This is a genomic window from Corynebacterium sp. NML120713, from assembly GCF_001875735.1.
Lineage (GTDB): Bacteria > Actinomycetota > Actinomycetes > Mycobacteriales > Mycobacteriaceae > Corynebacterium > Corynebacterium pseudogenitalium.
In genome coordinates this window covers 43,792-67,105 of record NZ_MLCR01000029.1, presented here as the reverse complement: position 1 = coordinate 67,105, position 23,314 = coordinate 43,792, and the positions used below count along the sequence as shown (strand labels likewise).

Below are 23,314 nucleotides of genomic sequence, written 5' to 3'. Positions count from 1 at the left end.
CAATGAAGATGGCAAACCGATATGCGCTGGTCTTGGCTGAGTTGGGATTGGTGAAGGTGTGCCCGCAGTCTGTGCAGCGCCATCGCTGTTTTCCGCTGGATGTGGTGCCCATTTTTGTGGCGGTGTGTTCGCATGCCGGGCATAGGGGCCTGTTGTGTTTTCTCTTTCTGTGTTGAGTTGGCATGCAGCTGGTTTAACAGTCTGCTGTCATAGCACATCCAACGCCTGAAGTGGTGGACCTTCCGGTCTACGGCAGGGAATCCCGATTCAACGAGCACTGTCCCGCCGTAGGCCCAGGCAGGACCTGGAATCCATATCCAAAAAAGCACACATTTTGTCGCTTAACCCGTTGAAGCGGAGGCCAGCTCGGCCCGTAACAACCCGCTGTCGTCGACCTTCACCGGCGAGCCTTCGCGGTCAGGGTCAAGTGCACTCGATGCAGCAAGCGTATTGTTGGCGGCACTCAGCCTGAGTTCCGCGGTGCCACTGCTTGCCATTCCTGCAGCGGTGTTGGTTGCGTTAGGCGGGGGAGAGCTTGGTTCATCGATGTGCCAGCTGTATCCGGGAAGCTCCGCTGGGTCGTCGAGGGGTGATGAATCAGCAACGTTTCCGGAGCGTGATGTGCTGCCCGCTGAGCTGCGGTCTATGCGTCATATTGAACGGGATTTGTGGGAACTCACGGTGTGGTCGCCGTCGATGCAGCGGGAGGTGGTAATCGATGTGCTGTTGCCGAGCGGTGCCGCTCCTCGGCCAACGTTCTACCTCATGATGGGAGCCGATGGCGCCGCGGGTAGCTACAGCTGGGCTAATTCCTCGGACTATCAAGCGTTCTTCGCTGGCAAGCACGTCAATGTCATTACACCGAAGGGGTCGGTGTCCTCCATGCAAGCCGATTGGTATCGAGAGGACCCGGCTACAGGTACCAACAAGTGGCTCACCTACATGACTCGTGAGTTACCTCCACTTATCGACGCCCACTTCCGCGGCAACGGCCACGATGCTATTGCCGGCATCTCGATGCCTGGTGGCCCCGCGCTGGACATCGCCGCGAATGCTCCGGATCGGTTCGTGGCGGCCGCGTCCTACTCGGGCTGCCCGGCGACGACTGGCGTGCTCGGCGGTATTTATACCTCGTCAGGGGTGACAATGAACAAGGGGAACCCGTTCAACATGTGGGGGACGTCGTCGAACAGGGCGTGCCCGGCGCCCCATGGTGATCGAAGCAGCGTCTATGCCTGCTCGAAGTATTTCGCTGAGACAGCGCAGCAGCAGGGCCTCGACGTAACGTGGCATGAAATTGTCGAGGGGGCACATACGTGGGGAGTTTTCGAGTACATGCTGCTTGCGTTATGGCCAACCATGGAAGGAGCGTCGCGGGAGAGTGGCGCATGGCCTGCAGATTTGGAGAGTTTATAGGGTGGCGTTTATTGTTAACGGGTCGCAAAAAGCGAGCGCGCCCCGTTCGTCTAGCGGCCTAGGACGTCGCCCTCTCACGGCGGTAACACGGGTTCAAATCCCGTACGGGGTACAAATGGCAGTCAGTGCAAGCACTGGCTGCTTTTTCTTTTTCGGTACCTCAAAGGCATGCAGTTTACAAGCTATGGGATTCACGTATCATCGGAGGCCAAACCCAAAGATGAAAGGAACGTGAACATAGAATGAGAAAAACACAGTATGCTGTGCTCGCGGCTATGAGCGCCAGCGTTTTAGTGCTGACAGGCTGCTCTGAAGCGGGGACGGATGCGCCGTCGACTTCAACTGAGGCGGCTGCAACGAGTGAGGTCCATTGGGGGTACGAAGGAGACGGTGCTCCAGAGCACTGGGGCGAGCTTTCGGCCGAATTCGAGGCCTGTGGAAATGGCAAGGAGCAAAGCCCAATCAACTTGAGTGACGCTACCCCTGAGGACTTGGCAGACATAGAGTTTGCATATGCTGCCAGCACGGGTGAAGTCCTGAATAACGGACACACGTTGCAGTACACGCCGTCGACAACGCAGAAGGTAACTCTCGACGGTGAAGATCTAGAGCTCGCGCAGCTGCACATGCATACTCCTGCAGAGCACGAGGTCGACGGTAAGCAGCTTCCTGGCGAGATCCACTTTGTGCACAAGAATGCGGCAGGTGACATTACAGTCCTTGGAATTCTGCTTGAGGAAGGTGCACCGAACGAGCTAGTGCAGTACCTGCTTGATAATGCGCCAGAGAACGTGGATACCTCACATATTTCTCAGGAGGAGATCAACATCGCGGATGCTCTTCCAGCATCACATGAGTACATCACGTATGGAGGCTCTTTGACGACGCCACCTTGCTCTGAAAACGTTCGCTGGATCGTAATGACGCAGCCGGTAACTGCCTCAGCTGAGCAACTGCGAGCATTCGAATCGCTGATCGGCAAGAATGCTCGTCCTGTTCAGGACCAAAATGGCCGTGAGCTCAAGTTGGACGCCACGAGCAAATAATTCACCCGTGGGGAGTACGCTAGTCACGTGCTGATTACAGTGTTGCTCTCCGTCACGTTCGCGTGCGGGCTGATTATTGCAGCCCTGCATGTGTTGAACCGCCAGTTCATTGCCCCGGTGTATGACGTGTGGTTGAACTTGGCGGCGTTTGGTGCGGCCACGATGTCCAACACATTGTTACATCAGCCGGTGCCGGCGTTCCTGTCGGGCTGCGCTGTGGCCGCCTGGGTGTATCTCGGCGTGCGAACGGTGAAGGCGAAGCGTGCGGGCCTCGTTGCAGGTGGACAGCGGCGCCAGCGATTGGAGACTACCGCAGCGCCTCGGTGAGCTGTTGAGCAGCCTCGTGGAGTTCGGAGCCCCACTTTTGGATCGGGGTGGGAACGAGGCGCTCGGCAGGCCCTGAAACGGAAAGTACAGCGATGACTGATCCGTCCGGGTTAGTGATGGGCGCGGATAGGCTCGCGAGACCAACTTCACGTTCCGCGATCGATTCGGCGAGGCCGGTTTCGCGAATCTTTTTGAGGTCTTCGGCGGGGAACGGGGAGGCGTCGATAAGAGAGTGGGCGGCGAACACTCGGGCGGCAGAACCTGCAGTGAGCGAGAGCTGCGAACCTACGGGAACCGTGTAGGTGAGGCCGCTCTCGGGCTTTTCCGCCGCGATGCAGGTGCGGGTATCGCCGCTGAGTTTGTAGAGCTGCACCGACTCACCGGTGGACTCCACTAGGTCACGCATGATTGGCGCAGCCGCAGAGAGCAAACGGGGGGAGGAATGTCCGGAGAAGTGGGAGAGCGCGCGGCCAATTGTCCACTGTCCGTCCTCTGTCCGTGCGAGCACGTTGTGGACCTCGAGCGCGGTGGCGATACGGTGTGTTGTTGCGCGGGGCAGGCCGGTTGCTTCGCTGAGCTCGGCGAGGGTTTTGTCGCCACCTGCGACCGCTCGTACGATTGAAATCGAGCGATCGAGCACTTTAATTCCAGAGTCTTCGCTATACTGTCTCACGTCATGGATTCTACCATCTCACTCGGTGGGAGGTGGTTGCGACTGTTGAGGAGGAGCAAGATGGGCCAAAAGCCATTAACGCTGGCGGAAAAAGTGTGGCGTGATCACGTGGTCACCCGTGGAGAGAACGGTCAGCCTGATCTTCTCTACATCGATTTTCAACTCTTGCATGAGGTGACGTCACCGCAGGCATTTGATGGTTTGCGCCTCAACGGGCGCCGCATGCGCCACCCAGAGCTGCACCTTGCCACCGAAGACCACAACGTGCCAACCACGGGCATCGTTTCTGGCGAGCTGACAGAAATTAGCGACCCGACCTCGCGCACCCAGGTCTCGACGCTGCGAAAGAACTGTGAAGAGTTCGGCGTTGTGCTGCACGAAATGGGCGATAAGGAACAGGGCATCGTCCACACCGTTGGCCCACAGCTGGGCATTAGCCAGCCCGGCATGACGATTGTGTGCGGCGACTCGCATACGTCGACGCACGGTGCGTTCGGTTCGATCGCCATGGGTATCGGCACCTCTGAGGTAGAGCACGTCATGGCGACCCAGACGCTGCCGCTGGCACCGTTCAAGACGATGGCGATTGAGGTCAGTGGAACGCTGCAACCTGGTGTGAGTGCGAAAGATTTGATCCTGGCAATCATCGCCAAGATTGGTACTGGCGGTGGCCAAGGGCACATCATTGAATACCGCGGCGAAGCCATTCGGAAACTTTCAATGGAAGCGCGCATGACCATCTGCAACATGTCCATCGAGGCAGGCGCCCGTGCCGGCATGGTGGCACCCGATGAGACGACATTTGAGTACGTTAAGGGACGTCCCTACGCGCCGAAGGAGAAGGACTGGGACGACGCAGTGGCGTACTGGAAGACGCTGCCAACTGACCCCGGCGCGAAGTTCGACACCGTCGTAGAGATCGACGCCTCGACGCTCACCCCGTTCGTCACCTGGGGTACCAATCCCGGCCAGGGCTTGCCGCTGAGCGCCTCAGTTCCTGACCCTGAGGACTTCGGAGACGACAGCGTGAAGCAGGCCGCGGAAAAAGCATTGCAGTACATGGGGTTGACCCCTGGCACGCCGTTGCGTGACATCAAGATTGATACAGTCTTTCTGGGATCGTGCACGAACGCGCGCATCGAAGACTTGCGCGCCGCTGCAGAGGTTGTGCGCGGCCAAAAAATCGCGAAGGGGACCCGCATGCTGGTCGTGCCGTCCTCTGCCAAGGTCAAGCAGCAGGCGGAAGAAGAAGGCCTGCACACAATCTTTGAAGAGTTCGGCGCTGAGTGGCGCACCGCGGGCTGCTCTATGTGTCTGGGTATGAACCCCGACCAGCTTGCCCCTGGAGAGCGCAGCGCTTCGACGTCCAACCGAAACTTCGAAGGCCGCCAAGGACCTGGTGGTCGCACACACCTAGTTTCGCCCGAAGTAGCGGCTGCTACAGCAGTACTCGGCCACCTCGCCGCACCCGCAGACATTCCTTCCACCGCCAACGCACAGTAGTCAGGAGCTGAACACGATCATGGAAAAATTCACAACCCACAGTGGCGTCGCAGTTCCGTTGACGCGGTCAAATGTGGACACCGACCAGATTATTCCCGCCCGCTACCTCAAGCGGGTGACCCGTACCGGATTCGAAGATGGCCTGTTTTCAAACTGGCGCAACAATGAACCTGACTTTGTGCTGAACAACGAGGCATACAAGGAAGGGTCGGTGCTGTTCGCCGGCCCCGACTTCGGCACTGGCTCCTCCCGCGAACACGCGGTGTGGGCTCTGCAGGACTACGGGTTCCGGGCGGTATTTAGCCCACGGTTTGCTGATATCTTCCGAGGCAACGCGGGCAAGGCGGGCCTTCTAGCTGGCATCATGTCGGAGTCTGACATCGAACTGATCTGGAAGCAGCTCGAGCAGGCACCAGGCACTGTCGCTACTGTTTCATTGCCGGACCGCACCGTCACAGTCGGGGAGAGTACCTACTCGTTCGACGTCGACGACTACACCCGCTGGCGCCTGAGCGAAGGCCTCGACGATATCGGGTTGACGCTGCGAAACGAGCAAGCCATCGAGGAGTACGAACAGCAGCGTCGCCCGTTTTACCCCGCTACTTCTCCTCGGTAGCAGGGGTGCCGAGACGTTCGAGAGCCGAAGGTGCGAACGTCGACAAGAAGTCGCGGACTGACGTCGTGATGCCGTGGATAGCGGAGGAGACGTGGTCCGCGAACTGCTGGTCGCTGTACTCCCAATAGCCCGGCATGACATACGCAACGCCCAGAGCGGAGACATCGCGCTTCTCGTCTTTCATTACGACGAGCGATGGGAATGCGTGGGCGTTGTTGTAGTCCTCGCACCACGTGAGCACTTCGTCGAAACGACTTGCGTCGACAGCATCGATTGAGACAGTAGAGACGAAATGCAGACTTGTATCGACCAGCTTCATCTCAAAGCCGATACCGGAAAATGCTGTAATGAGAGAGTTGTACTGCGTAGGCTCCCGGTACTCCCAACCGCGTTGGTCAAACAGCTTGCGAAGACGATCAAGACTTAACGGCTGTAGCTGTTGCATTTTACTGCTCCTTCTCCTGCTTGTACGGGTGCTTGTCTTTGAGATGCGCGAAGTTTTCGTCGAGCGCTTCCACCGCGTAGTGCATGATGGAGAAGTAAAACTGCAGCATTGACTGCAGCTGCTCGTCGCTGAAACCGTCGGAGGAGAAAAACGGTGCCTCAAATAGCGCGACCAGAGCACCGTCCTCGCGCTGAATCGGATGTGCACGAACGAGGGGCAGTGAGCGGTTCAACTCATTGATGCTGAGACGAAGATTGCTCTTATCTGCATTCATCTTCGCGGTTCCAAGCCACTGGCTGGTGATCTTGAATCCGATGTCTTTGACTTCAAAGAAGCACATGATCGACGGAAACGCGGTGCGGGTGAGGCCGTCCTCGGAACTGCGGAAATACTGCAATTCAAGCGCATCGAGTGCCGCTTCGATTCGTTCTTGGGTAACTGGCTGCAACTGGGCAGTCCTTTCTTTTTCTAGGCGAAGTGTCCTTAGAGCACCGGTAGTGGAGATGGCATGTAGTCGGCGCCGATGAGTTGCCCATCGTTAAAGGAAAGTACCCATACCGACGCCTTCTTCGCCAGGATCGGCGAATCGATCGGCAGACGACCGTCGGCCGAGAGCGCAGCAATCATCTCAGGGATGACCCCGCCCTGCGAGCACACAACGTGTGTGCCACCGCGTTTGATGAGCGCATCAAAATCTGCGCGGGCGGCTACCTGGTTCTCCTGCCACGCGATTTCACCGAAGGTGGCGTCGATCGTGATGTCTTTACCGAGTGCCTTCGCAAGTGGGATCAGTGTCTGCTCGCAACGCAACGGCTCGGCAGAATAGAGAGACTCAGGAGCGAACGCCTGCAGCAGCGGCACAAGCGCCTTCGCCTGGCGCTTGCCCTTCTTATCGAGCGGCCGACGACTATCGTCGTGCTTCCAGGCCTCCTTGTAGTTCGCACGAGCGTGGCGCACGTACAGAATCCGGGTGTCAGCAGGGGTGGCGAAGCGCTTCGCAGCTTTCAGCAATACTTGCCTGTCGAGCTCGTAGCTCATCAGCTGTGTCGCATCGTCGATGTTGAGCCAGCGGATCTCGTCGACCTCATTGTTAGGAGTGAACTCGCCGCCGACTACCTTGCCGGTCCAGTAGTACACAACCTTCGTCGTGTTCTTGACTGGATACACGGTTTTACCAATCAGCTTTCCCAGCCGGACTTCGTAGCCAGTTTCCTCCTGGATTTCGCGAACGGCGGTGGTAACGAGGAACTCGCCTGGATCCACCTTGCCTTTGGCGAGCGACCAGTCGTCGTAGTGTGGGCGGTGGATACAAGCGACTTCTATAGAATCCGGATGCTCGAGATCGCCACGCCACAGCACAGCACCCGCGGCGAGTGTTGTCTTCTTGAACTCCCGATGCGGATGGCGGGGGACTTCTTGGTGGCGTCCGGTAATGAACATTTCTCCGAATTGGTCTTTGTGTTGTTCGTGGAGCTTCGTTGAACGTGACATACTTTCTATCTTTACGCACTTTGCAGGTTTTCGCTGCAGCGACAGGTCAGCGGGCTGATTGTGGATATTGGCGGTAGAAAAGTGCTAGCGTGAAACGGTTCATGCAGACAGGAATGGCGGTGGCACAAGTGGTAAACGTAGCGGTAATGGGTGCAGGTTCCTGGGGGACAACCTTGGCCAAAGTGTTTGCCGATGCCGGCAACATGGTGCAGCTGTGGGCACGCCGGGACGAGCTGGCGAAGACCATGCAGGAGACTCGGGAGAACCCCGATTACCTGCCGGGGATTGCGCTGCCGGACGGGGTCTTCGCAACGTCTGACGCGGAAGCGGCACTGCAGGCTGCCGATATCGCTATTTTTGCTGTGCCGAGCCAAACCATGCGCCAGAACCTGGAAGTGTGGGCCCCGCTGCTGCGTACTGACACCACGCTGTTGTCCATTTCGAAAGGCATTGAGACCGGCACATACATGCGAATGTCGGAGATCATCGCTGAGGTTACCGGCGCAGAGGAGAACCGAATCGCGGTACTCAGCGGGCCAAACCTTTCCCGCGAGATTGCTGAGGAACAGCCGGCGGCCACCGTCATCGCCTGCAGTGACATCAACCGTGCGAAGCTCGTGCAGGCTGCGTGTGCGACGTCGTACCTGCGCCCGTATACGAACACTGATGTTGTCGGCTGTGAGATCGGAGGTGCGACGAAGAACGTCATCGCGCTTGCCTGTGGCATGGCTTCTGGCCAGGGGCTAGGGGAGAACACGCTGGCAACGCTTATTACCCGTGGCTTGGCTGAAAGTACGCGTCTAGGCCAGGAGTTGGGTGCTGACGCCCGGACGTTCGCAGGCCTGGCGGGCATGGGGGACTTGGTTGCCACGTGCTCTTCGCCGCTGTCTCGTAACCGAACTTTCGGTTCTGCGCTGGGAAAGGGTGCCACGATTGAAGAAGCGAAGGCTGCAACGAAGGGCCAGGTTGCTGAGGGGGTTATTTCCTCACGCAGCATTTATCAGCTCGCCGAGCGCCACGGCGTGGACATGCCGCTGACACAAGCCGTTTTCGCAGTGTGTCACCAGGGTGTGACGGTGGAGGAGACGATTGCTGCGTTGATGGGTCGGTCGAAAAAGTCGGAGTAGACACCAGGTAATGTGTCAGCTGTGATTCGTATTGCAGTAGTCTACGGTGGTCGTTCCACCGAGCATTCAATTTCTTGTATTTCTGCCGGCTCCATCATGGCCCACCTGGACCCCGAGGTGTACGAGGTGTTTCCGGTAGGTATTCGCCGGGATGGTACTTGGGTGCGCGGGGAAATCGACCCCGTTGGCGGAGAGGCGCTTCCCGAAGTTCGTGGTGGGGCAGAGATCGCGTTGAGTATCAACCCTTCGCGCCGTGGTGAGTTTACTGATGTCGCCACCGGCGAGGCCGTCGCACAGGTCGACGTTGTTTTCCCGGTTCTGCACGGGCAGTTTGGTGAAGACGGCACAATCCAAGGCATGTTCGAGCTTTCGGGAATCCCGTACGTGGGGCCAGGCGTCTTGGCGTCCGCGAGTGGCATGGACAAGGAGTACACGAAGAAGCTCGTGGCACTTGCCGGAATTACAGTGACGCCGGAAGTGATTCTCCGCGGAGGTGAACTGCTGCTCGATGAGGATAAGCAGCGCCTAGGCCTTCCAGTGTTCGTCAAGCCCGCCAACGGGGGATCGTCGATTGGTGTGTCCAAGGTGACCACGTGGGAAGACTTCGATGCCGCACTGCATCAAGCGTACGAGTGCGACTCGAAAGTGATCGTCGAATCGGAGCAGGTCGGCGACGAAGTCGAGGTTGGAGTTCTGGAGTTTCCCGATGGCCGCATCGAGGCTTCCGTGCCGGCCAAACTCAATGGAACTGATGCCTCCGCAGAAGGCTTCTACGGCTTCGAAACGAAGTACATGGAAGAGGGAGTTACAGCAACAATCCCCGCGCCTTACGACGCCTCTTTGATAGCTACCCTGCAGGACCAAGCAGTCCGTGCATTCAATGCACTGAACTGTAAGGGATTGGCACGCGTGGACTTCTTCGTCACCGACAAGGGGCCTGTGCTCAACGAGATCAACACCATGCCGGGGTTCACCGCAATTTCGATGTACCCACAGGTGTGGAACGCAAGCGGCATCGACTATCCGAAACTGCTCGACACTCTGGTCCGCACTGCGCTGCAGGTAGCCGACGGCGCAACGGACTAAGACTTGCGTTCGGGGACGTGCTTCTCGACGAGCTCGGTCAGCGTGGTGATGACCTCATTGCCCTCACCTGAGGGCACAAAGGCCGCGACGTTGACCTCTCGCCCGAGCGCGTACCACGTCGACGAGGTGGTACCAGTTGCAGTGATGGTGTCCTCAAACCAAGGGATCCCGTTGATCTGTTGCAAGGTCGCTCCGGCCTCGTAGTGCTCCGGGTCGTTCACACCACAACGCAGCACAATCGGTTCGTGGCCAAGCTGCGTCCAGACTGCAGTTTGCGGCGAAGCCACTTTGTTCTCAGGAAGCCGTTTATAGCCTTCGACGAGCGATTCAGGAAGCGCAGCAAGCAATCCGCCGCATGCGTTTGCTCCACTCCCGTCCGTTAAATGCGTCGCTGGCTGCAGCTCAGAGAGCGGCGCCGGGTTGCGGGGAAGATCGCGCTGCGGCAGCGCACTCACGTTAATCTCGTCCACTGGCGTATCTGCCCTGCCGAGTCCCTCCGCGTCGGTAGTCACGGCGACTACCGGCCAACGGTCCGCGCTAAACCACGTGACCATGCTTGAGCCTGGGGTGGCGTCGTCAATTCTGATCCACTCTGCACCATTGTGGGAGGACACCGGGGTGTACTCGGTGTACTGCAGGGGCATTTCCACGCCGCAGCGCAGCGTGACGCGTCGAGTTGAAGAGGACTGCCACGCGGCAGCACCTGCCGGAGCCGGGGCGGCGAGCTCCGCACGCTTGTGCCCAAGCACCTTTTCAGGAAGGCTGTCCACGAGCGCAGCGCACTCGGGTGAATCAGCCTCGGGGGAAGGCAGCTCAGTCATCGCCACAGGCTGCAGTGCCACCTGCTGGAAAAAATACCGAGCACCCACAATGACGCCCAGAACAAGCGCCACTGCGAGGCCCAAACTGATGTAGACCGCTGTACGGTTAATCTGTGAATCATGCAACGCGCCAGTGGAATCTTTCATGGCGTACAAGTCTACTGAAAGGCGCACTTTGGTGAGTAACGTCGGCTTTCCCACGCACGGCCCGACGCTCCGGGAGGTGGGAGAACAAGCAACGATTGACGCCATCGTTGGTGCAGCGCCATCGCCGCTCAACGGTGATGACGCAGCAGTGCTCGAATCGCACACGCCGAATAGCCGCGCGGTCGTAACAACGGACATGCTCGTCGAGGGACAGCATTTTCGCTTTTCGACGACCACCCCTGCTTTGTTGGGGCGCAAAGCCATCGTGCAAAACTTCGCCGACATCGAGGCGATGGGTGCTCGCCCCGTTGCCGCGCTACTCGCGCTCTCGGCGCCTCCGGACACCCCGCTTGCCGTCGTGAGTGAGCTTGCACGAGGGATCCATCTCGAATTGGAGCGATACTCGAGCGAGCTCGTCGGCGGGGACATCACGAGTGGGAACCAACTGACGATCGCGATCACCGCGATTGGTTCGTTAGGAGGCAGTTTGCCGCCACTGCGCTTGAGCCAAGCGCGTCCGGGGCAGCGAGTGATAGCGCACGGGAAAATCGGCTATTCTGCTGCAGGCTTTGCACTACTGGAGTCCGGACGGGAAATCCCGGAACGGCTTGCAGATATCGTACATGCGCACCGCTGCCCGCAACTGACTCCTGGGCGCGGGGTTGTTGCACGAGCAGCAGGGGCTACAGCCATGACAGACAACTCCGACGGGCTACTGCACGATCTGGGCGTGATAGCCCGGGCCTCGAACGTGGGGATTAACATCTCGCGCGCCGCTGTAGCCCCAAGTGATCAGCTGCGAGAAGCCGGTGAGTTCCTAGGCGTCGACCCATGGGACTGGGTACTCAACGGGGGAGAAGACCACACGTTGCTGGGCACGATCGATGGGTCCGCACCCGTGGGGTATCGTTCGATCGGTACGGTCACACGCAAAGTCGGCGTGGAAATCGACGGCGTCGCACACACCGCGCGCCATGAATGGGAGCCATTTTCATGAACTTACCCGTCCACCCTTCCTGGCAGGAACCGCTGGCGGAAGTAGAACCTGCCATCCACGCGATGGGAGACTTTCTCCGCGGTGAACCCGCGTACCTGCCTGCCGGAAAAGATATTCTCCGTGCGTTTTCGACCCCATTTGAAGATGTCCGTGTGCTCATCTTGGGCCAAGATCCGTACCCGACGCCCGGCCACCCCATGGGTCTCTCATTCTCGACGCAGCCAGGCGTGAAACCGCCCCGATCGTTGGTAAACATCTACCAGGAGCTCAACGATGACCTCGGTATCCCCCCACGAGCCGACGGGGACTTGACCTCCTGGCAGCGAAACGGAGTCATGCTGCTCAACAGAGTACTCACAGTCCGGCCCGGCGCGCCGGCGTCACACCGCGGGAAGGGCTGGGAAGCGGTGACCGCACACGCAATCGCAAAGCTCGCTCAGCGTAATACGCCGTTGGTTGCGATCCTGTGGGGCAGAGACGCACAAACTGCGAAACAGTTCCTCGGGAGTACGCCAACGATTGAGTCCCCACATCCGTCGCCGCTGTCGGCGCGCCGGGGATTTTTCGGGTCGCGGCCATTCAGTCGGGCAAATCAGGCGCTCATTGCACAGGGTGCCTCACCTGTCGACTGGGCACTGTAGACTGTCTGACCATGGAAACAGCAACTGCACTCGATGGACCACGGCTCCTGTCCTGGGCTCGTCGGGCAGCGGCAGAACTCGAACGTCGCCGACACGAGATCAACCAGCTCAATGTGTTCCCCGTCCCGGACGCGGACACTGGTTCCAACATGGCGCAGACGATGGCGGCGGCTGTCGAAGAGGCGTCGAAAAGATCTGATGCTCAGTCGATGCAGGAAGTAGCCGAAGCGCTTGCTGTTGGCGCCATTCGCGGCGCGCGTGGCAACTCGGGTGTTGTGCTGTCCCAGGTCATCCGAGGCGTCGCGCAAACCGCCGATGAAGATACTCGAAGCGGACAGTTCATCGCGAACGCGCTTGCCCAAGCAGTGCAGTTTGTTGACCGTGCAATTGCCGAGCCTGTAGAAGGCACCGTGATCACGGTGCTGCGGGCGGCGTCGACTGCGGCATCGCAAGCGCTGCAGGAAACAGGGGGAGAAGCACCCGCGTTGAGCATCGCGCAGGCTGCCGCCGACGCTGCGCAAACTGCACTCGCACGTACCCCGTCACAGCTGGAAGCGCTGCGGGAAGCGGGCGTCGTCGACGCAGGAGGCACCGGCCTCGTTATCCTCCTAGAATCACTTGTATACGAACTCGACGGCCAACCCTACGAGGTAGCGCAGCCTGCCACACACGCATCCAATCACGTGACCTCACACGCAAGTGGCAAGGCAAACCTGGAAGTCATGTTCTTCTTCGAAGGCGACATGGATGCCCTTGAGGGCGAACTGAGCACCATGGGCGACTGTCTTGTGATCGCTCGCAATAACGAGCGCAGCGGCAAAGTCCACATTCACTCCACCGAGGCCGGCGCAGTGATTGAGCGCGCGTTCGCCCGCGGTACCGTGACACAACTGCATCTCGAAGTGCTCCCGGACGAACCTGTCACGCAAACTCCCACAAGACTGGTTGTCGCAGTGACGCCTCCCGGATCACTTACTGATCTCTACGCGCAGGCAGGTGCGGTAACAGTCGCGCCGGGCGAGAATATTGTCGCGGACATCCTCGCCGCCGTCCACAAAACCGAAGCTCGCGAAGTTATTTTGCTGCCGAACGGACTGCTTGATCAGCGAAGCCTCGCCGCAGTGGAGAAAGCAACCCACGCCTTCGAACAAAGCATCACCCTGCTTCCTACCGTGCGGCTCGTTTCCGGTATCGCGGCGCTCGCCGTTCATGACCCAGCCCAACCACTCGCGACGGCAGCTTTCACCATGTCGGAGGCCGCCGGAGAAATGCGAACCGCTGTCCTCCAGCGCGCCCCTAAAGCCGGGCTCGTGCAAGGAGGGGCAGTCTCGAAGGGCGACATCATCGCCATGGCACACGGCGAAACACTCCTGATCGCTGACGACGCGATAGCCGCCGTCGAAAAGACCTGCAAGCGCCTCCTCGAGCCCGGTGGGGAACAAGTCACCGTACTCTTCGATACCGCATCACTGCGCGCCGAAGACCTCGCGGCACTAGACGACAAACTCGACGTCGACGTCATCGTTTTCCCCGCAGACGGGCTCGGTGCCGTCGCCGAGATCGGAGTCGAATAGGAAGTGCTAGGAAACATCGACCCCAGGCCGCTCAACCTCGTCATCCCCCTGAAACAAGCCAAGGCAATCACCAAACACCTTGGATACAGCACCTGCGGCGAGCTCCTCGAGCACTACCCACGCCGATACCTCCACTACGGCACCGCGACCGACCTTGCCACCATCAATGAAGGCGATACACTCAGCATCGTCGGCGAAATCACCGCTACCCAACGCATCCCCAACAGAAAACACCCCAACCGACCCATCTACCGAACCCACGTCTACGACGGCACCAACACCTTCACCGCAACATTCTTCGGCTCCAACTACGCCATGCGAGTGCTCAAAGAACACACCCGCGTGATGATGACCGGCAAAATCAGCACGTACCGCAACGAAATCCAGTTCCAACACCCAGACTTCGTACTACTCGACGGCCCCACCCAAGCCACCGGAGCACTACGACAACTCCAACACTTCGGCGACCTCGAAGCAATCCTCTCCGGACACGAATGGCTCCCAATCTACCCGGCAACAAAACAGGTCAGCACCTGGACCATCATGGGAGCCGTCCACACCATCCTGCAAAGCCTCCCCACAGTCCCCGAACCACTCGGCGCAAGCCCTGACGGATACATCGCCCGCGACAGCGCCATCCGCACCATTCACCAACCTGACACCGAAGGACCCGAACCCGCCCGCCGACGCCTCAAATACGACGAAGCCATGACCGTCGCACTCGCCATGAGCGTGCGACGCACCGATGCAAACAACCACAACGCTCCAGCCCTTCCCAAACAACCAAACGGCGAACAATCCCGACTCATTACACAACTCCCATTCCCACTCACTGGCGGGCAACAACGCGTCATCCAGGAAATCTCCACCGACCTGACTCACGCCCACCCAATGAGCCGCCTCCTCCAAGGAGAGGTCGGCTCCGGCAAAACTATCGTCGCACTGATCAGCATGCTCCAAGCGGTTGATAACGGCGCTCAAGCAGCCCTGCTCGCACCTACCGAGGTGCTCGCGCAGCAACACGCACGATCGCTTACAGAGACACTCATGCGCGCCGGGCTGCACACGACTGTGGTGCCACTCACAGGCTCCATGCCGACGGCACTGAAGCAAGATGCCCTCCTCAAGATTGTCTCGGGTGAGGCGGACATAGTCGTGGGCACCCACGCGCTGATTCAAGACAGCGTGGAGTTCTTTAACCTTGGCTTCGTCATTGTCGACGAGCAGCATCGTTTTGGCGTGGAGCAGCGCGACCGACTTCGCGCTAAGTCGGGGGCGCAGACTCCGCACTTACTTGTCATGACAGCGACGCCGATCCCGCGCACAATCGCAATGACCGTCTTTGGTGATCTCGAGGTCTCGGTGCTCAACGAGCTGCCAGGCGGAAGGAAGCCTATTCAGTCCTCAGTTGTTCCGGAGTTCAAGCCGACGTGGATTGCACGTGCGTGGGAGAAGATGCGAGAAGATGTCGCGGCTGGCCACCAGGTCTACATTGTGTGCCCGCGTATTGACGGCGAGGGTGGTGTCCTTGAGACTGCCGAGTGGTTGCGCGCTACCGAGTTCCCAAGCCTGCAAGTAGCCGTACTGCACGGCAAGATGCGTGCTGAGGAAAAAGACGCTGTGATGTCCGATTTTGCAGCGGGTGGCATTGACATCTTGGTAGCTACGACCGTCATCGAAGTTGGCGTAGACGTGCCGAACGCGACTGTCATGATGGTACGGGAATCAGAAAGCTTTGGCGTTTCACAGCTGCACCAGCTGCGAGGCCGAGTCGGGCGAGGCGGCAATCAATCTCTGTGTCTTTTCCATACACAGGCAGAAGAAGGCAGTGATGCCTTTCAGCGGGTCTGGGAGGTTGCTCAGACGAGCGATGGCTTTGCTCTTGCCGATCTAGACTTGCGCCACCGCCGTGAGGGTGACGTGCTCGGAACAGAGCAGTCAGGTATCCGTCGCACGTTTAAATTGATCGACTTGATTGAGGACTACGAGATCGTTACCAGTGCGTACCGCGATGCGGCCCGCTTTGTCGAAGAAGACCTTGAGAAGGCACGGGCGCTCAGTGCACACCTCCAAGATGAGGACTTTGTGTACCTAGAAAAGAGCTAAAGCTAGAGTGAGTACCATGAATCGCATCATTTCTGGTGAAGCCCGTGGGCGCAAGATTAAAGTTCCGCCGGAGGGGACACGGCCAACGTCGGACCGCGCGCGAGAGGGCCTCTTTTCCTCTCTGCAGGTCCGCTTTGGGTTCCCTGGGCAGCACGTCCTTGACCTCTTTGCCGGATCCGGCGCACTAGGGCTGGAGGCAGCCTCGCGTGGAGCTGAGGAAGTGGTGCTTGTGGAAAACGACCCGAAAGCGGTCGCGGTGATTGAGCACAATGCGGGCGTTGTCGGGCACCCGAACACCCGTGTCGAGCCCGTGAAAGTCTCCGCGTATGTGGCGCGTGCTCCCAAGCAGCACTTTTCAATGGTGCTCGCCGATCCACCCTACGACCTTGCCGATGAAGCCGTCGCTGAAATGGTCACTGCGTTGCAGGAGCTACTTGTCGACGGCGCCGTGGTCGTCATCGAACGCCACCGCGAAAGCCCCGAGACCGCATGGCCGCCCGCGTTTACCCCTACGGGACAGAAACTCAAGAAGCGCTTGTACGGGATTGCAAGGTTCGATATGGCAGTGTATACAGCCCCCTCAGACGCTCAGGAGGAGTGAGTTATGGCCCAATCGTCAGCTTCGTCCCGTAACGTTGCGGTGTGCCCCGGGTCGTTCGACCCCTTCACGAACGGGCACCTGGATATCGTAGACCGTGCTCGACGCCACTTCGACGAAGTAGTCGTTCTGGTAACTGGGAACCCAACCAAGAAAACCGGAATGTTTACAGTGGCGGAACGCGTCGCCTTGATCCAGTCCGCCGTCGCCGACATGCCGGACGTGAAAGTAGACAGCTGGGGTGGGTTGTTGGTCGACTACACCAGCGCACACGGCATTACTGCCCTGGTGAAAGGCTTGCGATCGTCACTTGACTATGAGTATGAGCTGCCAATGGCGCAGATGAACCGCCGACTCACCGGTGTTGAGACGTTCTTCTTGCTCACTGACGAGAAGTACGGCTACATTTCGTCCTCGCTATGCAAGGAAGTCGCCCGCTTCGGAGGCGATATCGGGGGACTGGTACCTCCGGCGGTCATGCAGGCGATGAACGAACGCCTGCGCGAAGCAAAGTAAAAACCCGGAAGATCAGCCAAGCAGATCTACCGGGCTCCGATTGGGCGCTCAAGCTAGAAAATTGTAGAAAGGAAGGCCTTCGTGCGTTCCTTTTGAGGGTTGTCGAGCACCTGTTCAGGGGTGCCGTACTCGACGATCTGACCGTCGGACATGAATGCAACGTGATCTGCGACCTCGCGCGCGAATGCCATCTCGTGCGTGACCACCAACATTGTCATGCCGTCCTGCGCAAGTTGCTTCATCACCCGCAACACTTCACCGACAAGCTCCGGGTCAAGTGCGGACGTGGGCTCGTCGAAAAGCATGAGCTTTGGATCCATCGCGACCGAACGAGCGATAGCGACTCGCTGCTGCTGACCACCTGAAAGCTGGATCGGGTAGGCGTCCGCCTTCGATTCGAGACCGACCATGCGCAGAAGCTCCATCGCACGGACCTTTGCCTTCTCCGGCGACTCGCCCTTGACATGGACCGGAGCTTCAATGATGTTGTCGAGCACGGTGCGGTGCCCGAACAAGTTAAAGCTCTGAAAGACCATCCCGATGTCCCGGCGCTGGACTGCGGCATCCTTCTCGCTCATCTCATAGAGCGTGCCGTTCTTTTCGCGGTACCCGATCAGATCACCATCAACGTACAGGCGACCAGCAGTGACCTTCTCAAGATGGTTAACGCAGCGAAGGAATGTGGACTTGCCGGAGCCGGAAGGACCGATCAAACAGGTAACAGAACCCGGAGCTACTTCGAGGTTGATGCCCTTGAGTACTTCCAAGCTGCCGAAGGACTTCCATACGTCAACCGCTTGGATCATTGGCGTTTGGGCGGGGGAAGAAGATGTAGGAGAAGCCATGGTTACCGTTGGTTCCTTTCTGGAGCTTCAATGATCTCGACGTTGTTTGGAATTGTGCCTTCGGCGTCGGCCAAGCTAGCGAGCTGCCGGGCAGTGAGCTGGCGGGTTGCGCCCCGGTCGAAGTAGCGCTCCAGGTAGTGCTGCGCGACCATCAGCAAGGAGGTGATTACCAAGTACCACGTTGCTGCCACAAGCAGCAACGGAACCGGCTGGAACAGCGCTGCAGCGATATCCATCGAGCGGCCGTACAGCTCCAGGGAGTAAGGAACCGCAACAACCAACGAAGACGTCTTCAGCAAGGAGATAAATTCATTTCCTGTCGGCGGAATGATAATGCGCATCGCTTGGGGAAGAACTGTCCTAGTCATGGTCTGGGACCAGCTCATGCCCAGCGACTTCGACGCTTCAATCTGTCCTTCTGGAACAGCGGAGACACCCGAGCGGACAATTTCCGCCATGTAGGCGGCCTCATTGAGGCCCAGACCAACGACGGCGAGAGCAAATGCGGAAGAGGTGAACGGATCGAGGGAGATTTGCGTAAACCCGAGATTGATGGAGTCGTAGATTGCTCCGATCAGGCCCCAGAACATCAACTGAACGTACACGGGGGTACCGCGGAAAATCCAGAGGAAAACCCAGCTTACGGTGCGAAACACCGGGTTGGGACTCATACGCATCACGGCAAGGAGCACACCGCCGACCACGCCAATAAGCATCGCGAGGACCGTAATCGCAATGGTGTGTAGAGCAGCTACCGCGATTCGAGTATCGAAGAGGTACTGCGCGTATGTGTCCCACCCATACGCTTCATTCTTGGCTGCGCCAATAATAAACCAGACAACGAGGACGCCGAGCAGGACCGCGAGCGCCCACCGTCCTGGGTGCCGTAACGGTTTCGCTTCAATTCTGGCAGGCCGACTTTGGCTAGTAGATGGTGTGGTCATGGTCTGTTACTTCCATTCTGTAAGGGGCTGTTCGTTAATAAGCGCGGTATCGAGCAGGCCAGTTCGTACGTTCCACTGCGCCAAAATGCGCTCGTAATCGCCAGTGTCGATGAGATGCTGCATTGCGTGGGCAAGCGCAGTGCTCAGACCTGAGTCTTTTGGCACCGCGATTCCGTATGGTGCTGCGTCGAACATGTCACCCACGAGCTCGAGCTTCCCGTCGGAGCGTTCGACCGCCCAAGACGTGACAGGGGAGTCAGCACTAAAGGCATCTGCACGGCCAACCAGTGCCGCGAGCGCCGCGTTGTCAGAGGTGTCGAACGACAGGATGGTGATGGGTGGTTTTCCTGCTTCAATACAAGCATCATTCTTCGGACGCACGTCATCGGTCTCGGAAACGGTTGTGCGCTGAACCGCAACTGTGAGACCACAAGCATCCTCTGGGTTCACATGCGTACCGGTGAGTTGAGCCCACTGGATTCCTGCGAAGAGGAAATTAACGAACTCAAAGCTTTTGCGGCGCTCTTCGTTATCAGTAAATCCAGACATGCCAGCGTCAAGGCTGCCTGCCTGAACCGCAGGTAGGATCATAGAAAAATCCATCTCCTGTGGATCGAATTCGAGACCCATGATTGAGGCAAGCGCGCGCCCGAGGTCAAGCTCCAGCCCGATCAAATTACCTTGTGAGTCTTTGAACTCGAAGGGGGCGAATGGTGGGTTGGCGCCAATTGAGAATTTGCCGTCTTTCGAGACATTCTCGGGCACCATCGCCGCAATCTCAGGAACGGTAGCAGGCTCAATAGGCTCCCAGCCATCTGGGTTGCCACCTTCCACGTTGGTAACGCAGCCACTGAGAAGACCAACGCCCATCATCAACGTGAACGCGCTGAGGACCCTCGTCGCCTTGCCAAAGCGTTTGTTTTGGTTCATTGTTTTCGACCTTGTTTGGGATTGTTTCTAGCGTGGGGTTGGAAGCGATCGCAGCCCACGCATGATGAGCTCTACCGTTTGTCCAACCAGAAACACACTCAACATTGCGAGAAGCACTGGTGCTGTCGCTTGGCTTGAGCCCTGAGAACTTTGAGCAAAATTACCAGTGAACAATCCACGGACCATATTCGAAGATCCCTGTACCTCAGCTTTAGTCCATTCGAGCGGGTTTGCGGTGCTTGGTATCGACGACCCCTTCGCCCATCCCTGAACAAAGTCCTTGCCGTCGCCCTCTGGCATGTCATCAGTCCACTTGAGGAATAGCTCAGAGCTGGAGATTTTCTGCACTGGGTTCTTTTCGGGCGGAATGTAGAGAGGGTCGTTCTCTGGGTCTTGATCCAGGGAGCTCTTCTTTTCGCCCTCGGACGCGCTAGAAGCTTCACCGGCGTCTTTATCAGAGTCTATCGAACTTGTAGCAGGTGCTTCGGGGGCTGGGATTTCCGCAAGTGCGGAAGGGCTGACCACCGAAGCCGTTGCAATGAGAGAAGCCGCGGTGACCGCGGCCGTGATACGTTTGCGCATGAGTGAATAATACCCACTCGGACAGTTTTGCGCTAACAAATCGAAAGATTTTACCCCCAGGCAGTTCTGACCTGGGGGTTTACTAATCTAAGAGAGGGAAGAAGTGGTGATTTTATCTATTCTTCCGAAGTTGTAATATGCGGCACAGGCTCCTTCTGGGGAAACCATGCAGGTACCAATCGGGGTGTCCGGCGTACAGGCGGTACCGAAGACCTTGCACTGCCACGGCTTGATGTGGCCGGTCAGGACAGACCCGCACTCACATGCCGCGGGGTCTTCGACTCGGTTGCCGGGCACATCGAAAATGCGCTCCGCATCCCACTTGGCGAACTCTTCAGAGATGGCCATTCCGGAATGGGGAAGGGTTCCAAGGCCACGCCACTCGAACTCGTCCCGTATATCGAAGACCCTATCCAAGAGCGCTTGCGCTGAAGGGTTGCCCTCTGGGCGCACGACGCGGGCGTACTGGTTTTGGACGCGTGCCTTGCCCGCGGCAATGTCGCCCGACGTAAACTGCTCCAGCAACTGGGCAACGCCCTGAAGAATATCCAAAGGTTCGAAGCCGCAAACGGAGACTGGCCGGTTAAATTCTTCAGCCAGGAAATCGAAAGCCTTTGTGCCGACCACAGTTGCTACGTGGCCGGGCCCGATAAAGCCGTCAACCTCCGAGACACCCCCGTTGGCGATTGCACGCAGTGGTGGCTCGATGGTCACATGGTTAGAAAAGACTGAGAAGTTTGGGATATCGCGTTGCTTGGCGGCGGTTAGCGTCACAGCGGTGGATGGCGTCGTCGTCTCAAAGCCAATTGCGAAGAAGATAACGTGCTTATCCGGGTTCTCCTCCGCGATCTTGAGAGAGTCCAGTGGAGAGTAGACAAAGCGAACGTCGCAACCACGTGCACGAGCCTGCAACAGTGACTCCTCGGAGCCTGGAACACGCATCATGTCGCCGAACGTGGTCAAGATAACGTCAGGCTGGTTTGCAAGCCAGAGTGCGTCATCGACCCTGCCCATTGGAATGACGCAGACTGGGCAACCAGGTCCGTGAACGAGGTCGATGGAGTCGGGGAGAAGATTTTCCAGGCCGTAGCGGTAGATCGTATGGGTATGCCCACCGCAGATTTCCATGAGCTTAATCGGGCGGTCGAGTTGCTTCGCCTGTTCCTCAATGGTTGCAATCAGTTGGCGAGCTGCGGCTGGGTCGCGAAACTCATCGACGAATTTCATGTGGGGTCCTTTCTTAGGAACGTAGGGGGCGGTGGCTTAGTCGATTCTTGAGGTTGTAAACGAATCGAGCTCGTCCTCAAACGTATTTGCGCCGAGTTGTTGAATCTGTTGCAGGGTTGTCGCGGCTTCATCCTCGTCAATTTTTGACAGCGCAAATCCTACGTGTACCAGCACCCATTCGCCGACCTCGAGTCCTTCTTCAACAAGAAGGTCAGTGGAGATTGCACGGGTTACTCCCGAGATGCTGACTGTTGCGCGGGTGGGATCCTTAATTTCGACAACCTGCGCTGGTACTCCCAGACACATAAAGCAGAGCCTTCCATCGATTGCATTATTTTCACACTTTTTCGTGCTTATTCCGTTTTACATTATTGCCCATGATTTGTGCATTTCTAAAAGTACCCAGCAAGCCAACTATGCGCGTCACCCACAACCTTCAAGCCCCGAAAACCCAAAACGCGGTACCGGCGGTAGAATTCACACACGGAACTATTCGTAGCAATTCCACACGGTGGCTAGTTGCGAAAATAAGAAAAGGAAAGTGCTGTGCAGCCTAAAAACCGCCTCAATGTAGATGAGTCCAAGGTCAATGACAACATTGCTCGAGTGCGTCGTCGTGGTGGACGCTTGAAGGATGAATATGTCACGCTCGCACACGGGGCGGGCGGAAAGGCGAGCGCGACACTGCTAGAGCAGGTATTTTTCGACGAGTACGGCAACGATCTGCTCTCACAGGGGGAAGACTCGACGCTGTTGGACCTCGATTTGAACGGCGGGACGCTGGCGTTTACAACCGACAGCTATGTGGTGAACCCGATAGAGTTCCCGGGTGGATCCATCGCGGATCTCGCGGTAAACGGTACCGTCAACGATCTTGCCGTGGGTGGTGCGGAGCCGAAGTATATTTCGGTGGGTTTCATTCTGGAAGAAGGGCTTGAAGTAGAGACGCTTCGCCGGATCGCGCAGAATCTCCGCACCGCAGCAGAACGCGCCGGAGTACAGATTGCGACTGGCGACACAAAAGTAGTTCCGAAGGGTGCTGGGGACAAGATTTATATCAATACAGCAGGCATCGGCGTAGTACCTGCTGGACGGGAACTCGGTTTTGCAAAAGTCAAGCCTGGTGACCGGATTATCGTTTCTGGCCCGATCGCAGACCACGGTATGGCGGTCATGATGGCCCGCGGAGACCTCGCAATCGAAGCTCCGATCGAGTCCGACTCGCGCGAGGTCGCAAGTTTGGTGCGGGCGATGCTCGCCGATGCCCCCGAGACTCGTTGGATGCGTGACGCCACACGTGGTGGTCTAGCGACAGTCATGAACGAACTTGCAGAATCAACTGGCTACGGCGTTGCACTGCACGACGAGAAGATCCCTGTGCAGCCGATGACGCGCGCCGCTTGCGACATGCTGGGCATTGATCCGCTCTACGTCGCGAACGAAGGAACGTTTACGGCGGTGGTGCCGGAAGACCAGACCGACCAAGCACTCGCGGCGCTGCATGCAGCAGGCGCTGAAGGGGCGGCGGTGGTTGGAAAGATCGTCGAGGAACCAGCTGCAGCGGTGGTGTTGGTCACCGGCTTTGGTGGTACCCGTATGGTCGACAAGCTGGTCGGCGATCCGTTGCCACGAATCTGTTAACTTCCTGAGGCTGCA

General features: G+C 58.2%; 26 protein-coding genes, 1 tRNA gene and 1 pseudogene. 15 read left to right on the top strand and 13 right to left on the bottom strand.

All coding sequences use genetic code 11. From position 1 onward, the window contains the following. Positions 1-184, bottom strand: a pseudogene (locus BJP06_RS12385) (hypothetical protein); the annotation flags it as partial. 157 nt (positions 185-341) lie between these two features. Continuing rightward, complete coding sequence (locus tag BJP06_RS12180) at positions 342-497, bottom strand: hypothetical protein (protein WP_177224311.1); 156 nt, start codon at positions 495-497, stop codon at positions 342-344. A gap of 148 nt (positions 498-645) precedes the next feature. Between BJP06_RS12180 and BJP06_RS11580 the strand changes: the two genes are divergently transcribed. From BJP06_RS11580 to BJP06_RS11565, 4 genes are all read left to right on the top strand, one after another. Then, a complete protein-coding gene (locus BJP06_RS11580) occupies positions 646-1,416 on the top strand; it encodes an alpha/beta hydrolase family protein (RefSeq protein WP_255365856.1) in 771 nt (256 codons plus the stop codon). A 39-nt stretch (positions 1,417-1,455) separates the two neighbouring features. After that, positions 1,456-1,528: transfer RNA gene (locus BJP06_RS11575), tRNA-Glu, on the top strand. Between the two features lie 130 nt (positions 1,529-1,658). Continuing rightward, positions 1,659-2,462 carry a carbonic anhydrase gene (locus BJP06_RS11570; protein WP_071573940.1) on the top strand — a complete coding sequence of 268 codons (804 nt, stop codon included), beginning with the start codon at positions 1,659-1,661 and terminating at the stop codon, positions 2,460-2,462. A 27-nt stretch (positions 2,463-2,489) separates the two neighbouring features. Beyond that, a complete protein-coding gene (locus BJP06_RS11565) occupies positions 2,490-2,789 on the top strand; it encodes a hypothetical protein (protein ID WP_071573939.1) in 300 nt (99 codons plus the stop codon). Here the strand turns inward: BJP06_RS11565 and BJP06_RS11560 are convergent. After that, entirely contained in the window at positions 2,770-3,462 is a 693-nt protein-coding gene (locus BJP06_RS11560) for an IclR family transcriptional regulator (RefSeq protein ID WP_177224310.1), read from the bottom strand. The two genes, BJP06_RS11565 and BJP06_RS11560, sit on opposite strands and share 20 nt — an antisense overlap. A gap of 60 nt (positions 3,463-3,522) precedes the next feature. Here BJP06_RS11560 and leuC point away from each other — a divergent pair, with 60 nt between their 5' ends. After that, positions 3,523-4,965 carry a 3-isopropylmalate dehydratase large subunit gene (gene leuC / locus BJP06_RS11555; protein WP_071573937.1) on the top strand — a complete coding sequence of 481 codons (1,443 nt, stop codon included), beginning with the start codon at positions 3,523-3,525 and terminating at the stop codon, positions 4,963-4,965. A gap of 19 nt (positions 4,966-4,984) precedes the next feature. Continuing rightward, positions 4,985-5,581 (top strand): 3-isopropylmalate dehydratase small subunit, encoded by a 597-nt coding sequence (gene leuD / locus BJP06_RS11550; RefSeq protein WP_070976394.1) that lies wholly within the window; start codon positions 4,985-4,987, stop codon positions 5,579-5,581. Here leuD and BJP06_RS11545 read toward each other — a convergent pair. Genes BJP06_RS11545 through BJP06_RS11535 form a run of 3 tightly spaced genes read right to left on the bottom strand, consistent with a single transcriptional unit; the run spans position 5,565 to position 7,517 of the window. Further along, positions 5,565-6,026: a hypothetical protein gene (locus BJP06_RS11545; RefSeq protein ID WP_070362560.1), complete on the bottom strand. Its 462-nt coding sequence runs from the start codon at positions 6,024-6,026 to the stop codon at positions 5,565-5,567. The two genes, leuD and BJP06_RS11545, sit on opposite strands and share 17 nt — an antisense overlap. 1 nt (position 6,027) lies before the next feature. Beyond that, on the bottom strand, positions 6,028-6,474 hold the full coding sequence (locus BJP06_RS11540) for a YbjN domain-containing protein (RefSeq protein WP_070976395.1): 447 nt from the start codon (positions 6,472-6,474) through the stop codon (positions 6,028-6,030). A gap of 35 nt (positions 6,475-6,509) precedes the next feature. Next, positions 6,510-7,517, bottom strand: a complete 1,008-nt coding sequence (locus tag BJP06_RS11535) for an NUDIX hydrolase (RefSeq protein ID WP_071573936.1) — start codon at positions 7,515-7,517, stop codon at positions 6,510-6,512. Positions 7,518-7,645: 128 nt separating this feature from the next. Between BJP06_RS11535 and BJP06_RS11530 the strand changes: the two genes are divergently transcribed. Both BJP06_RS11530 and BJP06_RS11525 read left to right on the top strand, forming a co-directional pair. Continuing rightward, on the top strand, positions 7,646-8,644 hold the full coding sequence (locus BJP06_RS11530) for an NAD(P)H-dependent glycerol-3-phosphate dehydrogenase (RefSeq protein ID WP_070479202.1): 999 nt from the start codon (positions 7,646-7,648) through the stop codon (positions 8,642-8,644). A gap of 12 nt (positions 8,645-8,656) precedes the next feature. Beyond that, complete coding sequence (locus BJP06_RS11525) at positions 8,657-9,730, top strand: D-alanine--D-alanine ligase family protein (RefSeq protein ID WP_071573935.1); 1,074 nt, start codon at positions 8,657-8,659, stop codon at positions 9,728-9,730. Here the strand turns inward: BJP06_RS11525 and BJP06_RS11520 are convergent. After that, positions 9,727-10,698 (bottom strand): DUF3515 domain-containing protein, encoded by a 972-nt coding sequence (locus BJP06_RS11520; protein WP_071573934.1) that lies wholly within the window; start codon positions 10,696-10,698, stop codon positions 9,727-9,729. The two genes, BJP06_RS11525 and BJP06_RS11520, sit on opposite strands and share 4 nt — an antisense overlap. Positions 10,699-10,729: 31 nt before the next feature. On the opposite strand from BJP06_RS11520, the gene BJP06_RS11515 reads away from it, so the two are divergent. The 6 genes from BJP06_RS11515 to coaD are packed head-to-tail and all read left to right on the top strand — an operon-like array spanning position 10,730 to position 17,130. After that, positions 10,730-11,695: a thiamine-phosphate kinase gene (locus tag BJP06_RS11515; RefSeq protein WP_083433297.1), complete on the top strand. Its 966-nt coding sequence runs from the start codon at positions 10,730-10,732 to the stop codon at positions 11,693-11,695. After that, on the top strand, positions 11,692-12,336 hold the full coding sequence (locus BJP06_RS11510; protein ID WP_070362555.1) for a uracil-DNA glycosylase: 645 nt from the start codon (positions 11,692-11,694) through the stop codon (positions 12,334-12,336). Before BJP06_RS11515 ends, BJP06_RS11510 begins: the two co-directional genes overlap by 4 nt. Before the next feature lie 11 nt (positions 12,337-12,347). After that, positions 12,348-13,910: a DAK2 domain-containing protein gene (locus tag BJP06_RS11505; protein ID WP_071573932.1), complete on the top strand. Its 1,563-nt coding sequence runs from the start codon at positions 12,348-12,350 to the stop codon at positions 13,908-13,910. A gap of 3 nt (positions 13,911-13,913) precedes the next feature. Next, positions 13,914-16,016, top strand: coding sequence for an ATP-dependent DNA helicase RecG (locus BJP06_RS11500; RefSeq protein WP_071573931.1), 2,103 nt, complete (start codon positions 13,914-13,916; stop codon positions 16,014-16,016). A 16-nt stretch (positions 16,017-16,032) separates the two neighbouring features. Continuing rightward, positions 16,033-16,617 carry an RsmD family RNA methyltransferase gene (locus tag BJP06_RS11495; protein WP_071573930.1) on the top strand — a complete coding sequence of 195 codons (585 nt, stop codon included), beginning with the start codon at positions 16,033-16,035 and terminating at the stop codon, positions 16,615-16,617. Between the two features lie 3 nt (positions 16,618-16,620). Continuing rightward, positions 16,621-17,130 (top strand): pantetheine-phosphate adenylyltransferase, encoded by a 510-nt coding sequence (coaD, locus tag BJP06_RS11490; protein WP_071573929.1) that lies wholly within the window; start codon positions 16,621-16,623, stop codon positions 17,128-17,130. Positions 17,131-17,183: 53 nt separating this feature from the next. Here coaD and BJP06_RS11485 read toward each other — a convergent pair whose 3' ends face one another. The 6 genes from BJP06_RS11485 to BJP06_RS11460 all read right to left on the bottom strand — a co-directional run bounded on the left by BJP06_RS11485 (position 17,184) and on the right by BJP06_RS11460 (position 21,964). Further along, positions 17,184-17,975: an amino acid ABC transporter ATP-binding protein gene (locus tag BJP06_RS11485; RefSeq protein ID WP_070362550.1), complete on the bottom strand. Its 792-nt coding sequence runs from the start codon at positions 17,973-17,975 to the stop codon at positions 17,184-17,186. 2 nt (positions 17,976-17,977) lie between these two features. Continuing rightward, positions 17,978-18,919, bottom strand: coding sequence for an amino acid ABC transporter permease (locus tag BJP06_RS11480; protein ID WP_070362549.1), 942 nt, complete (start codon positions 18,917-18,919; stop codon positions 17,978-17,980). 6 nt (positions 18,920-18,925) lie between these two features. Beyond that, positions 18,926-19,792 carry an ABC transporter substrate-binding protein gene (locus tag BJP06_RS11475; RefSeq protein ID WP_071573944.1) on the bottom strand — a complete coding sequence of 289 codons (867 nt, stop codon included), beginning with the start codon at positions 19,790-19,792 and terminating at the stop codon, positions 18,926-18,928. Between the two features lie 84 nt (positions 19,793-19,876). After that, on the bottom strand, positions 19,877-20,431 hold the full coding sequence (locus tag BJP06_RS11470) for a hypothetical protein (RefSeq protein WP_070362548.1): 555 nt from the start codon (positions 20,429-20,431) through the stop codon (positions 19,877-19,879). Positions 20,432-20,518: 87 nt separating this feature from the next. Then, positions 20,519-21,658 (bottom strand): hydrogenase formation protein HypD, encoded by a 1,140-nt coding sequence (gene hypD / locus BJP06_RS11465; protein ID WP_071573928.1) that lies wholly within the window; start codon positions 21,656-21,658, stop codon positions 20,519-20,521. Between the two features lie 36 nt (positions 21,659-21,694). Continuing rightward, complete coding sequence (locus BJP06_RS11460; protein ID WP_070362546.1) at positions 21,695-21,964, bottom strand: HypC/HybG/HupF family hydrogenase formation chaperone; 270 nt, start codon at positions 21,962-21,964, stop codon at positions 21,695-21,697. A gap of 240 nt (positions 21,965-22,204) precedes the next feature. Between BJP06_RS11460 and hypE the strand changes: the two genes are divergently transcribed. Continuing rightward, the gene (gene hypE / locus BJP06_RS11455; RefSeq protein ID WP_070479136.1) at positions 22,205-23,299 is read left to right on the top strand and encodes a hydrogenase expression/formation protein HypE; all 1,095 of its coding nucleotides are present in this window, start codon (positions 22,205-22,207) and stop codon (positions 23,297-23,299) included. Positions 23,300-23,314: the final 15 nt, after the last annotated feature.